The organism is Deinococcus aerolatus (assembly GCF_014647055.1).
GTDB classification, from domain to species: Bacteria; Deinococcota; Deinococci; order Deinococcales; family Deinococcaceae; genus Deinococcus; species Deinococcus aerolatus.
On the sequence record NZ_BMOL01000001.1, the window covers coordinates 52,501 to 64,741 of the forward strand.

The window sequence follows — 12,241 nt, forward strand, 5'->3', positions numbered from 1 at the left end:
GAACCTCCATCTGGCCCACGCGCGGCTGATTGTGCATCCGCACCACCGCCGTCAGGGGCTGGGCCGCGCGCTGGCACAGGCGCTGAACGCCGCAGCGCGCCGTCAGGGGCGACGCACCGTGACCTTCGTGACCTCTGACCGACATCCCGGCGGGGAGGCGTTTGCCCACCGGCTGGGGGCCGAGGCTGCCCTGCCGATGCGCCAGAGCCGCCTTGCGCTGGCTGGGGTGGACCGCGAACGGGTGGAGCGCTGGCAACGCAGGCCCGCAGACGACCCCCATCGGCTGCACACCTGGGACGCCGCCGTTCCAGAGGAGTATCTGGAGCGCGTGGCCGATCTGATGATGGTCATGAACACCGCGCCCAGGGGCGGGCTGGACATGGACGACTGGCGCATCACGCCCCAGATGGTCCGCGCCTGGGAGGCCAACGCGGCGGAAAGCGGCGAGCACCGCCCTCTGCTGGTGGTGGAAGACACCCGCAGCGGTGAGCTGATGGGCTACACCGATGTCTCCTGGCGGCCCGAGCGCGCGGCCATCGTGTACCAGAGCGCGACGGCCGTTCGCCCCGCCGTCCGTGGTCAGGGCCTGGGCAAATGGCTCAAGGCGGCCATGCTGGACCACATCGCGCAGCGCTGCCCCGGCGCACAGGTGATCCAGACCAACAACGCCGAGCAGAACGCCGCCATGCTGGGCATCAACGAGGCGCTGGGCTTCAGACCGTGGGTGGCCATCACCGAATGGCAGCTCAGGCTGAAGTAAACGCAAAGCGGGCGGCGCACTCGTGGTTAACTGCGCCGCCCGCTGTTCATTGCCGCTCAGGCGTTCGCGCTGCCTCCGCGAGCCTGGCCTAACCGGACCTTGAAGTCCCGCAGTTCGTAGCCCTTGACCGTGTCGTTGCTGCCCACCGTGGGGGGCGTGACGATTTCCAGGTCGTTCCAGATCAGCAGTCGGCGCAGGAAGGCGTCGCTCTCGCGGATCGCCAGGAACGCGCCGGGGCAGCGGTGGTGCCCGTCGCCAAAGGCCAGCACCGGGGCCTGCACGCCGCGCGGCAGCGGGCGCATGGGGCACAGGGCGTTGGCGGGAGAGCCCACCACTTCGGGATCGGCGTTGGCGTCGGTGATATGCAGGGCCATCACGCTGCCCGCCGGGACCGTCTGTCCGTCCAGCGTCAGGTCCTCGGCCGCGCGGCGGTACAGCGTGCGGACCACCGGCTCCAGCCGCAGAATCTCGTGCAGGATGGCGTGGCGCTCCTTTTCCGTGCCGTGGACATAGTCGGCACGCAGTTCGGGGTGCAGCAGCAGTTGCCACGCGGCGGCGCTGATGAACTCGCGGGTGGTAACCATGCCGGCCGTGGCGTAGGTCAGGCACTCAGTGACAATCTCGACGTCGCTGTAGTTGTGGTCGAGCAGGTGGCTGATCAGGTCGTCGCGGCGTTTACGGCGGCGCACGGCAATGGCAGGCTTGACGTCCAGCAGGAAGAACGCGGCCAGATGGCCCTGCATCAGCGACTGGCGGCCCCGGCCCATGCGCTGCGCCGCGCCCGGCTGGCTGTCCAGGCCACTGTCGACAAAGCTCATGATGCGTTTTTCCAGCCCCGGCACAAAGCTGCTGGTCAGGCCCACCACCTGCGCGGCCACCTCCACCGCCAGCACCAGGCTCAGGTCATCCAGATTGGCCTCGCCGTCCCGGACCAGCCGCGCCACCAGCCTGTCGGCCAGTTCGGCAATCATGGGCTGGTAGCCGGCCACCGACGCCGGGGTGAAATACCTGGCAGTCTGGCGTCGCATGTCGTGGTGGTGGTCTCCCTCGGCGAACAGCACCGGCAGATTGGTCAGCGACGGCCCGTTGCCGGAGGCAAATTCGGACATGAACCCGGCCTGCTTCACGTCGTCGTGCTTCAGTACCTCGCGCACGGCGGCGAAACGGTGCACGTGGTAGGTGCCGTCCTCGCCGCGCGTTACGGCCGGCAGGCTGGCCACGTCCCTGGCCTCGTGGGTCAGGGGCTGACTGTGGCCGAAAGGGCATCCGGCGGCGGCTGCAGGCTTTGGGGTCTTGCGTTCGGAAAATTCAGTCATGGGGGGCACTCCTGTTGGGGTTGGCAAGGGTTTCGGTCGACTGCCGGGCGGCCTGCGCGACGCCTTGCAGGGTCTGGATCAGGGCCAGTTGCGCTCCGGTGTCCAGGTGGGCCAGTGGGGGGCCGGTCAGGGTGCACACCGTTTGCAGGGCCGCCGTCCAGCGTTCGCGCCCTGCCGGGGTGATGCGGACGATCACGCCCCGGCCATCGCCCCCGCTCAGGGGGGCGCCGCGTTCGCGGGTCACGGCCCCCAGACCGTCCAGTGCCGACAGCACCCGGCTGACCTCGTAGCGCGGCACGCCCAGTTCACGGGCCAGATCGGCGGGCTGCTGCGCCCCGCCCTGCAGATACGACAGCGCGATGAATCCCCGCAGGTCCAGCCCGTGCCGGGCGCGCAGCCGGGCCTCGCCCACCGTGGTCAGCGCCTGCCAGGTGTTCCACAGCGCCGTCAGGAACCGCAGTTCCGGACTGCCCAGCTCAGCATCGACAGGGGGGGATGGAAGAGAGGAACTCACGCCGCCATGATGCTCGCTCATCCAATTGATTGCAATCTGCAATCAACACAATTGGAGATCCCGCTGTGATGGTCAAGGCAGCGTGAACCCACCCTGGGGCATTGACCGCTACGTCACCCGCTCCAGCCAGTGGGCCTGAACCCGCAGCTCCCCGGCGTGCAGCAGGTGAGGCGGGCCGTCCAGGGTCAGGCCCAGCCGGGCGGCCAGCGTGTTCTCGCGGATCACCGCCTCGGCGCGGCGCAGCGGCCACGCTTGGTGCTCGATGCGCCCCCGGTAGACCCCTCCCCGCGCATCGACGCTGTACAGGTTCAGGCGGTGGGTCAGCCAGTCTTCCAGGCTGCCGGACGGCGCGGCGATGGGTCCGCCGATGGGCCGGTACGCGGCAGCAAAGCGGGCGGGCGGCTCGCCGGGGTGCGTCCGCAGACTGGCGTAGCGGGTAACGCCCCCACGGCGCGAGACCCACATCCGTGCGTCGAAGTACGGCAGATGAAAGAACTGCCGCGCCAGCCGGACGGCCAGCGGCTGCGCCGCATCCAGGCTGTAGAACCACACCCCCGGCTCGCCACCCGCCGTCACGTAGGTTCGCAGGTTCAGTTCGGGAAAGGCGCTCAGGCCCGGCACCCCCGGCACCAGACGCGGAGCCACGTCCGACATCTGGAACGGCACCGCTCCCAGATACGCCTGCCCCCCGTAGGTGTCGAGCGTCACGCCCCGCGGCAGGGTCCGGGCGAGGGCGTCCGCGTCGACCGGCCAGTGCATGAAGCACAGGTCATGCCAGGTCATCCTCAGAATCCAGGGACGGGCAGCGAAGGGCGACATGCCCCAGAGGCTAACGCGGGACCCGGCAGATGACCCTTCTGAGCCGCGCAATCCGGAACGGCCAAGGTCTGACCAAGGTCAGATGGACCGTGTCTTAAGCCCGCACACAGTCGTTTCCCAGCCCAGCCACCTAGCCTGACAGTCAACGGTAGGGGTAGCCCGCTCAAGTAGCGCTTCCGGACTGCGCCGCGCCGAAGGAGAGACCACCATGATGAACAACGAACAGGCCATCGATAAACTGCAGTACCTGCTGGGCACCCTGCGCGACGGCGAGAAGGGCTTTGCCCAGGCTGCCGACCACGCTGACGCCGCCGACCTCAAGACCCTGTTCACCGAACGCAGCCAGCAGCGGGCCAGGCTCGCGGGCGAGGTCGCCACGAAGATTCAGGGCATGGGCGGCGACGCCGACAAGGGTGGCAGCGTGGGCGCGGCCCTGCACCGCACCTGGCTGAATGTGCGCGACGCCGTGACCGGCAAGGGCGACTACGCCGTGGTGGCCGAAGCCGAGCGCGGCGAGGACGTGGCAATTCAGAACTACCAGGACGTGCTGAACGACACCGAACTTCCTGCGGACCTGCGGGCCTTTGTGGACGGCCAGTACGCCCAGGTCAAGACCAGCCACGATCAGATTCGTGACCTCAAGCACAGCATGCAGCCCGACTGATCACAGACCGAACAATGGGGCGTGGAACCTGATGGTCCACGCCCCATTTCAGTGTGTGCCTTTCAGCCTTTGCGGCGGCGGCGCAGGCGTTCCATGGCAGCTTCCAGGCTCTGGCGCATGCGCTCCAGGGCCTGCGCCAGATCGCCGATCTCGTCGTTGCGGTCGGCCGTGACCGGGCGCGACAGGTTGCCCATGCTGATGGCGTCTGCCGCCTTGAGCAGCCGGTCAAGCGGGTCTGTGATCTGCCGCGCCGCGCGCCGGGCGAACGCCAGCGCCAGCCCCAGCCCCAGCAGCGCCGCAAACAGGACCAGCAACAGGGCATTGGTCAGCAGGGCGCTGGACTGAACGTCCGGTACCCCCACCACCACCCGGCGGAACACCGGCGCCTCCGCCACCGCGCCCGCCGGCAGCACCTCCACCCCACCAGAGGCGGTCCGGCGGAAGGCGGCCTGCGCCACCACGTACCGGGTTTCTCCGAGCTGGATACTGCCTCCGTTCGGGTGCTGGCCCAGCCAGGCGGTCAGTTCCCCGCCCCGGCGGCCCACGCCGGCGTCCTGGGCGCGCAGGATGGTGGGGCGCCCGGGCGTCTCGGCCCGTACGAAGCCCACCCCCGGCGTGGCCACCACGGCGCCCAGCTGGGCGTTCAGCGCCGCGCCGCTGCCCAGCGTGGTGCCCACGGCGGCGGCCAGGGTCTGGGCCTGCTGCTGCTGGGCCTGCCGCGCCATGCCGGGCAGCGTTCCTCCCAGCAGCAGCAGCGCCGCGGCACTCGACAGGGCCAGCGGGGCCAGCGTGCCCAGTGTGAGCTGCTGGGTCAGGCTGCGGCGCGGCATTCTGGGAGCGGCGTCGGCGGCAACGGTCGGCAGCACCACCGGCAGCACCGGGGGACCCGCAGGACTGACTGTGTCGGCCCCGATGGACGCGGTGGGCGGCGTGCCGCTCACGGCCAGCGCCCCGGTGAAGTCGGACCAGACGTCGTCCACTGGCGCCTCGGGAACAGGGGCGCCGGAAGCGGGCAAGGTGTCGGACAGGCCTGCGGACCACTTGAGGTCCGGGGCCGTGGAAGCCGCAGGCCACACCGCCGCGTCCATAACGGAAGGGGCCACCGCCGTTGCCGTGCCGCCAAGGTGGGCGAATCCGGCCTGCGGCGCCGGGGTGGCGAAGGGCGAGTCGAGAGGCTCCAGCGGGCTGGGCCAGGCCGGGGCAGACAGCAGGGGGGCCAGCAGGGCCTCGTCCTGCGCGTCGGCACGGCCGAACGGCGCGGCAGGGGGGGCGGCAGCCACGCCCTGGAAGGGCTCTCCCATCATCATGGTGTCCTCGGGGACCTCTTCCAGGGCCACTGCCGCCCCGGCCAGCTGAAACACGTCCAGCAGCAGCTCGGCACGGGCCCGGCTGGTGGGCTTCATCAGCCGGCCCGCACGCCGGTCAGAAAGCCGCGCGGCCTGTTCTGGGCTGAGGTTGAAGCGCTCGGTCAATTGCTGTTCCAGCCCCGGTCGCCGTTCGGCCTGCACCGGCTGCTGGATGGTCACGGTGTACTTCATGATTGTCCCCCTTCCCTCTTGTACGTGCCCTGCCCCGCAGGTTGTGCAGCTGCGTGACCCAGCGCAGCAGGTTGCCGCATCCCAACATCAGCGTTCCAGCTCATGCCAGGCCCCGCGCACGCAGCTGCTGGGCGAAGCGGCCCATCTGTTCGGGGGTCAGCTCGGCGGCCAGCCCCGCCACGAGTGAGCCCATGACGGCCGTGTCGCCCAGGTCCTCAAGCACATCGTCCACCATCAGCTCGGCCACCGGGCCCACGACCTGGGTCAGGCAAGCGGTGATGGTCTGGGCCACCTCGGCGGTCAGGGGGCGGTGCTGGTCCTGGGCACGGGCGACCCACTGCTGCGCCTCGTGGAGTTGCCGCTGCAGTTCGGGGGCGCTGAGTCCGGCCAGCCGCGCCACCTCGGCCGCGTCCCTCACGCCGTCGATCAGATCAAGGACGCGCCACGCGGAGAAGGGCAGGGCCATCTCGCCGCGCAGGCCATCAGGCCAGGCCAGGGGATTCACCGGCCCACCTGACGGCGCTGGGACGCGCTTCCCAGCACCGGGCCGCCCAGCCCGGCAGCGGCCCATTCGGGCCGGTTGGGCAGATCGCCCAGCGCCAGATCGTTCAGATTGATGCCCAGGTTCAGCAAGACCGCGCGAAGAGCCGTTTGCAGGGCGGGACGAAACTCGCCCACGGCCAGGACCCGGTCGACGAACAGCACGCCCCCGCTCAGCGTGATCTCGCGCACGAAGGGATCGAGACAGGGATGCTCGGCGCTCAGGCGCATGCAGGTCTGCTGCCAGACCTCGTCCAGCGGGATGCTGGCATGAACCGCGCCCAGCAGGTCACGCCAGAACTGCAGCAGCCGCTCCCTGTTTTCGGGCGTGTTGGGCGAGTAGGCCACGCACATTTCGCCCGTGTCCGGCAGCCGCCCGGCCAGGACCTGCCCCGAATCCCACACGCTGCACAGGCCTTCTGAGACCAGCAGACCGTAGAACTGTTCACGCTTGAGGCCCAGCTGCACGTCGGGCCAGCGTCCGGCCAGCGCACCGGCCCGCGCCGCACGGCTGGTCCAGACCACCGCGCCCACCGGCGGCGAACACTCTCCCAGGCTGACGCGGGCGCGCGGCAGGCCCCCGTGAACCAGCTCCCAGCCCACGGCCTGCCCGCCGCCGGTGAATCCGCCGAGACACTGCCCACGCACCCACACGAACCGCGCCCACCGCTCCCCCTGCTCGGCGTCCAGTACGCCGCTGAAGCCCTCGGACTGACGGGTTTCCAGGTCTGCCATGATCTCGGTCCAGGGGTAATGATCGGTCCTGAGACCGGCGTAAACAGTGCGGTCCAGCGGCACGGGCGGCGGGGCGGCGGGTGTCGGCAGGGTCGGGGATTCAGTCATGGGCAGGGTTCCGGGGGCAGTGCTGGAAGCGGGCGGCGGGAAAAGAGACATGGGAAAACCACAGCCATCACACCCCATACCCTCTTACTCGCCGCTTACAGAGGGCGAAAATCTCACGCTCTGGTGGCATGGCGAGAGGGCGGCGCCGGACAGGTCTGTCCCGCCAGCGCCCTGGTCCACCTCCCGCGTTGTCACTCAGAGAGATTCACCTCCAGCGCCCGGCAGACGCTGTCGAGCATGGTGGGCTGGCCGAACAACGCATCCACGCCCGGTGCGGCGAACGCGCAGCCCATTCACCACTGAATTTTCAGACAAACTGAACTTCCAGATAAGTCGCCTGCGCACCCCATCAACACATCCAGACCGGGCCTGCGGACAGGGGCCGGAGACATGCCATCCTGGGCCGTGAGCAACCTTTACACTGCACGCGCCACTGCCACCGGCGGACGCGCCGGATCCACCAGGAGCGACGACGGGCGCATTGACCTGAACCTCAGCGTACCGGCCGGCATGGGCGGCGACGACGGCCCCGGCACCAATCCCGAACAGCTGTTCGCCGCCGGGTACGCCGCCTGCTTCCAGGGCGCGCTGGGCGTGGTGGCCCGCCGCCAGAAACTCGAACTCAGCGACGACAGTCTCGTCACGGCGCGCGTGGGCCTGCAAAAGACCGGGCTGGTCTTTGGGCTGGACGTGGAACTTGAGGGCCATTTTCCCGGCCTGAGCCGCGAGCAGGGCCAGGCACTGATGGAAGCTGCCCATCAGGTCTGTCCCTACAGCATCGCCACGCGCGGCAACGTGGACGTGCGCCTCAGCGTCAGATAGCCGAACAACCAGTAGAGAGCGCCGGGCATTGCGTCCGGCGCTCTCTACTGGTGGAATGGGTTAAGGATCCGGGCGGTCAGCCCAGTTCGGCCAGCAGCTGCTCGACGCGGCCCTTGAGCTCGCCGCGCTCCTGCGGCTGGCCCAGCTGGTGCAGGCCGCCGTGGTAGGCGTCGGGATCACCGAACAGGCGCGAGAGCAGATCAAACTCGCGCTGGCTGCGCAGGCTGGCGTCGTCGCGGAACATGTTCACGTACTGGTCCTGAAAGGCCCAGTCGCTGATCTTGCCGTCCACGAAGTCGCGCATCAGGCGGCGGTAGGGCTCGATGTTGTCATCGGTCACCACCTGGCCCGACTCGCTGCGGGCCGGAATCTGCGCGAACACCGGTTCCAGCGCCTCGGGAGTAATGTCCCAGTTGTTGACCTCGAACTGCACCTGGCCGCCCTTGAAGATCATCAGCTGGGGGCTGTGGTGCACGATGCCGGTCATTTCCGAGACATGGTTGCTGGCGGGGCGCCAGTCGACCACCCGGATAAAGCCCACCGGCAACTCGTGGTCCTGCAGGAAGGTCTCCAGCACGCCGAAGCCCTGCATGGTCTTGTGGCACGTTCCGGCCTTGAACACCGCGGCCAGCGGATAGTCCTTCAGGAACTGATCGACTTCTTCGGGTGTGGTCAGGGGAACCAGCACCTGCTTCTCGGCTTGGGCAGTCTGCGTCATGCCTCCAGCATACCCGCCGCTTTACAAAACGAAGTGAGGCGGCGCACAAGTCCAGGCAAAACACCGGCAAGTCACGGGACGGTGCGGGGTATTCTGGGCCATGCCCCGTCCCGACGACGCCAACGAATTTTTCAGCCTGACGTACGGCGAGGTCACGGTGAGCGGCTGGGTCACGCCGGACGTGCTGCGGCGCGTGGAGGCGGGCGAGGTGCTGCGCTTCACGGTGTACGGCGCCATGAGCGAGGACATCGATCTGGGCGACCTGATCTGCAGTTTTGCGGGCGGCGAACTCGCCCCCTTCCGGCTGCCCGAGGAAACCTAACGCCCCTGCAGGTCTCTTCCGTCGTGTCTGCCGCTCACCCAGCGCGTCCGTCCAGTGCCCACACCGCGCCCTTCAGATGGGTGGCTCCCGGAAAGTCCTCTCCGGCGCTCAGCCGCTTGGCAGGGCGGCAATGGCGCCCGCTTTCCTCCAGCCCGAGTCGCACCATGCGGTCAAGGTTGGCCGCCGACACACCCGCGTGGTTAAGCAGCGTGAGAATCTGGCCGTCCGGCGCGATTACCGCTGCTGCCAGCGCCGCAAGCCGCGCGTAGTCGCGCTCGGCACGCCAGATGCCAGCCTTGCCGCGCGCGAAGCTGGGTGGATCGAGCACCACCAGATCAAAGGTGTCGCCGCGCCGCGCCAGCCGCCGGAACCAGTCGAACACGTCGCCGTACAGAAAGTCCCCGTCCGGGGCGCCCAGGCCGCTCAGCGCGTAGTTCTCCTGCCCCCAGGCCAGCACCTTGCGCGAGAGGTCCACGTTCTTGACGGTGGCCGAGCCGCCCAGCGCCGCGCTCAGGCCAAAGCCGCAGGTGTAGGCAAAGGCGTTCAGCACCCGCGCCGGGGCGTGTGTCCGGACCCACTGCCGCGCCGGACGGGCATCCGCGAACAGACCGATGCTCAGGTCCGAACCGGGGCGAAGCAGGAAGGGAACGCCGTGTTCCAGCACCGTGACTTCGGTTCGTGCCTCACCCCAGACCGGTTCGGGCGGCGAGAGCCAGTCCCGCGCCACGTTCGCCGCGTGCCGTGCCTCGGGCGGGCGGCGCTTGAGGTACACGCCGGCCAGCCGCGCCGCTGCCGCGCACGCCCCGGCCAGCTTCACCTCTTCTGCGGGCGAGAGGTCCGCGTACAGGCTCAGCACCCCCGCGTCCCCGGCAAGGTCCAGCGCAAACTGCCCCCCCGTCTCGCTGGTGTGGACCCCCCGGTAGAAGCTGGTGCCCTGCGCGGGCAGGTGGGCGCGGCGGGCCAGCAGGGGGGCAAGGCGGTCAAGCATGGACGGTGTGCGCCGGGAGCCGGAGGCCGGGCACCAGCACTATGGCCGGCCGCCCAGCATCCACCACACGCCCGCTGTTGCTATGGCCGTGACCACCCAGAAGCGCATGGCAACGTGCGTTTCCGGCCAGCCGCTCAGCTCGAAATGGTGGTGAATGGGCGTCATCTTGAAAAAGCGCTTGCCGGTGCGCTTGAAATATGTCACCTGAATAATGACGCTCAGGACAGCGGCCACCGGAACAATGGCCGCGATGGGCAGCAGCCAGACGTCGGCGTACAGGACGTAGGCGCCCGCCGCGATGGCCCCGATGGCGTGGCTGCCCATGTCGCCCATGAAGACGCGGGCCGGGTGCGCGTTAAACCATAAGAAGCCCAGCAAAACAGCCACCAGCAGGGCAGCCGAGGGTGACAGCGCCAGCAGTGGCAGCAGCACGATGATGGCCACGCCGCCCAGCAGCCCGTCAACCCCGTCGGTGAAGTTGAAGGCATTCACGCTGCCCACCATCACCAGCGTCAGCAGAAGGATGTCCCCGATCTGGCCGAAGCCCGGCACCAGTTCATGCGCGGCCAGCGGCGCGGCAAACCACGCGAAGGCCAGGCCGACAATCAGCTGCAGCGGAAATTTCTCGCGGGCCAGCAGTTCCTTCCTGCCGCTCCCCGTCATCCGCGAGCGCACCTTCAGAAGGTCGTCGGCCCCGCCGATCAGGCCCATGCCCAGCGCGGTCAGCATGATCAGCAGTTCGCGCGGGCCACCCGCGTTTCCGGTGAGGTACAGCGGGAAGAACACCAGCGCCAGCGCCACCACGAACGGCACGCCGCCCGCCGTGGGTGTCCCTTCCTTGCTCAGGTGCGTCTGCGGCCCGTCCTTGCGGACCGGCTGCCCCCAGCCTCGCGCCTTGCTGACCCGGATGAACAGCCCCACCAGCAGCAGGGACAGCAGGGCGGCAACCACCATCACGCCGTGGCCTTCCGGGCAGCGTTGCGGGCAATCAGGTGGGGCCACTGGTGTTCACACATCAATTGGTGAGGGTAGCACGCGGACGCCGCGCGGCCCGGCTCTCGCCGACCTCAGCACCTTCAACACCCTGTACCGGTCCAGGCCACCCTGGCCGGTTCCGCCCTCAGTTCGCTAGGTAGCGGATAAATTCCCGCATGGCATTCACGCAGGCTCCCTTCTCACCGTCGGCGCTGCTGCCGGTCACGGTCCGCAGCAGGCCCGCGTCATTTAGGTACAGCTGCGAGATCTTGTAGGTCGCGCCCCCGTCCTTGTGGTCATAGGCGGCCAGCACCGCCCAGAAGCCGGCGCGGTCCACCGGCTGAATCGTGACTGCCCCCACTGACTTGCTCAGCTGCTTGCGCAGTTTGACGGCAAACGCCAGCGCTTCGGTCTGCGAGGCCAGGACCGGAAACGCCTGCCCGGTGCGTTCCTCGCGCAGCAGACAGGCGCCGCTGGTGTCGGTCCAGACGCTGGCATTGCCCTCCACCGGCACCCAGCCGTTCATGGGCACGATCAGGGCGGAAGCGGAAGACCCCAGCAGGCTCAGGGCAAGGGCGGACACGAGGACGGGACGCGGCAAGGGCATGATGCCCATGAGGCTAACAGCCCGGTCTCTGGCAATCGTTAAGGGCGAACTCAGGCAGATGAGGACGTGAGAGGCCGCCGGGCTGGGCCGCGCCTGAGCGCCGCCGGGCGCTCAGCCCAGTCCGGCAATGCGGGCCTCCAGTCCGGCGCGGACAGCGGGCCACTCACCCCGCAGCACGCTGAACACCACGCTGTCGCGGGCGTACCCGTCGGGCATCACCTGATACTGCCGCAGCGTGCCCTCCTGCACCGCGCCCAGCTTGTGCATGGCGCGCAGGCTGCGGGCGTTGCGGGCGTCCACCTTGAAGTGCACGCGGCCCGCGCCCAGCACCTCGAAGGCACGGGCCATCAGCAGCAGCTTGGCTTCCGGGTTGACGGTGGTGCCCTGCGCGGCGGGCAGCAGCATGGTCCCGATCTCGGCCCAGCGGTCGGCCCACCTGATCTCGCTGTAGCTGATGCGGCCCACGGTCACGCCGCTGCCGGCCAGCCGCACTGCGAAGTTGATGCGCTCCGGCAGGGCGTTCAGCTGTCCGATGTACCCGGCCCAGGCCTCGGGTGTGGCCGCAGATGGCCCGCCCCGCGCCAGCAGCCGAACGGTTTCCCCATCCGCCCCCGCGCACAGATCAGCGGCGTGCGATTCGTTCAGGCCTTCCAGCACAACGTGCTGCCCCCGCAGCGTGGGGGTCTGGAACCACTCGGCTTCGGGGGCGGCGGGCAGCGCGGGACTCACGGCGAAAAGTCTAGGCCATGCGCCGGGCGCAGTCACCGGGCGCAGTGTGGAATGCCCAGGGGCTTTGAAGGCTCAGGTTCAACCGC

General features: G+C 69.1%; 15 protein-coding genes (1 of these 15 cut by a window edge). 4 read left to right on the forward strand and 11 right to left on the reverse strand.

The annotated features are described in order from the left end of the window. Positions 1-760, forward strand: partial view of a GNAT family N-acetyltransferase gene (locus tag IEY31_RS00230; protein ID WP_188967855.1) — the 3' portion only. Its footprint begins 293 nt before the window's first position; the window shows 760 of its 1,053 coding nt (coding positions 294-1,053); the start codon falls outside the window, past its left edge; the stop codon is at positions 758-760. Positions 761-816: 56 nt separating this feature from the next. On the opposite strand, the gene IEY31_RS00235 is transcribed toward IEY31_RS00230, so the two are convergent. The 3 genes from IEY31_RS00235 to IEY31_RS00245 all read right to left on the reverse strand — a co-directional run bounded on the left by IEY31_RS00235 (position 817) and on the right by IEY31_RS00245 (position 3,409). Then, positions 817-2,076: a cytochrome P450 gene (locus IEY31_RS00235; RefSeq protein WP_188967857.1), complete on the reverse strand. Its 1,260-nt coding sequence runs from the start codon at positions 2,074-2,076 to the stop codon at positions 817-819. Further along, entirely contained in the window at positions 2,069-2,611 is a 543-nt protein-coding gene (locus tag IEY31_RS00240; RefSeq protein ID WP_188967859.1) for a MarR family winged helix-turn-helix transcriptional regulator, read from the reverse strand. The genes IEY31_RS00235 and IEY31_RS00240 overlap by 8 nt, the downstream gene beginning before the upstream one ends. Positions 2,612-2,698: 87 nt before the next feature. Then, entirely contained in the window at positions 2,699-3,409 is a 711-nt protein-coding gene (locus IEY31_RS00245; protein WP_229723218.1) for a YqjF family protein, read from the reverse strand. A 208-nt stretch (positions 3,410-3,617) separates the two neighbouring features. Between IEY31_RS00245 and IEY31_RS00250 the strand changes: the two genes are divergently transcribed. Next, a complete protein-coding gene (locus IEY31_RS00250) occupies positions 3,618-4,073 on the forward strand; it encodes a PA2169 family four-helix-bundle protein (RefSeq protein ID WP_188967861.1) in 456 nt (151 codons plus the stop codon). A gap of 62 nt (positions 4,074-4,135) precedes the next feature. Here IEY31_RS00250 and IEY31_RS00255 read toward each other — a convergent pair whose 3' ends face one another. From IEY31_RS00255 to IEY31_RS00265, 3 genes are all read right to left on the reverse strand, one after another. Then, entirely contained in the window at positions 4,136-5,611 is a 1,476-nt protein-coding gene (locus tag IEY31_RS00255) for a HAMP domain-containing protein (protein ID WP_188967863.1), read from the reverse strand. 100 nt (positions 5,612-5,711) lie between these two features. Continuing rightward, on the reverse strand, positions 5,712-6,116 hold the full coding sequence (locus tag IEY31_RS00260) for a hypothetical protein (protein WP_188967865.1): 405 nt from the start codon (positions 6,114-6,116) through the stop codon (positions 5,712-5,714). Next, the gene (locus tag IEY31_RS00265; RefSeq protein WP_188967867.1) at positions 6,113-6,994 is read right to left on the reverse strand and encodes a hypothetical protein; all 882 of its coding nucleotides are present in this window, start codon (positions 6,992-6,994) and stop codon (positions 6,113-6,115) included. The genes IEY31_RS00260 and IEY31_RS00265 overlap by 4 nt, the downstream gene beginning before the upstream one ends. Positions 6,995-7,399: 405 nt before the next feature. Here IEY31_RS00265 and IEY31_RS00270 point away from each other — a divergent pair, with 405 nt between their 5' ends. After that, positions 7,400-7,816 (forward strand): organic hydroperoxide resistance protein, encoded by a 417-nt coding sequence (locus IEY31_RS00270; protein ID WP_188967869.1) that lies wholly within the window; start codon positions 7,400-7,402, stop codon positions 7,814-7,816. Between the two features lie 76 nt (positions 7,817-7,892). Here the strand turns inward: IEY31_RS00270 and IEY31_RS00275 are convergent, their stop codons facing one another. Further along, positions 7,893-8,534: a monothiol bacilliredoxin BrxC family protein gene (locus tag IEY31_RS00275; RefSeq protein WP_188967871.1), complete on the reverse strand. Its 642-nt coding sequence runs from the start codon at positions 8,532-8,534 to the stop codon at positions 7,893-7,895. A 100-nt stretch (positions 8,535-8,634) separates the two neighbouring features. Here IEY31_RS00275 and IEY31_RS00280 point away from each other — a divergent pair, with 100 nt between their 5' ends. Continuing rightward, the gene (locus IEY31_RS00280; protein ID WP_188967873.1) at positions 8,635-8,856 is read left to right on the forward strand and encodes a hypothetical protein; all 222 of its coding nucleotides are present in this window, start codon (positions 8,635-8,637) and stop codon (positions 8,854-8,856) included. Between the two features lie 34 nt (positions 8,857-8,890). Here the strand turns inward: IEY31_RS00280 and IEY31_RS00285 are convergent, their stop codons facing one another. The 4 genes from IEY31_RS00285 to IEY31_RS00300 form a co-directional block, all read right to left on the reverse strand. After that, positions 8,891-9,844, reverse strand: coding sequence for a class I SAM-dependent methyltransferase (locus IEY31_RS00285; RefSeq protein ID WP_188967875.1), 954 nt, complete (start codon positions 9,842-9,844; stop codon positions 8,891-8,893). A 39-nt stretch (positions 9,845-9,883) separates the two neighbouring features. Next, entirely contained in the window at positions 9,884-10,801 is a 918-nt protein-coding gene (locus tag IEY31_RS00290; protein WP_188967877.1) for a phospho-N-acetylmuramoyl-pentapeptide-transferase, read from the reverse strand. A 163-nt stretch (positions 10,802-10,964) separates the two neighbouring features. After that, positions 10,965-11,426: a hypothetical protein gene (locus tag IEY31_RS00295; protein WP_308424297.1), complete on the reverse strand. Its 462-nt coding sequence runs from the start codon at positions 11,424-11,426 to the stop codon at positions 10,965-10,967. 111 nt (positions 11,427-11,537) lie between these two features. Beyond that, positions 11,538-12,155 carry a GNAT family N-acetyltransferase gene (locus IEY31_RS00300; RefSeq protein WP_229723219.1) on the reverse strand — a complete coding sequence of 206 codons (618 nt, stop codon included), beginning with the start codon at positions 12,153-12,155 and terminating at the stop codon, positions 11,538-11,540. Positions 12,156-12,241 lie beyond the last annotated feature (86 nt).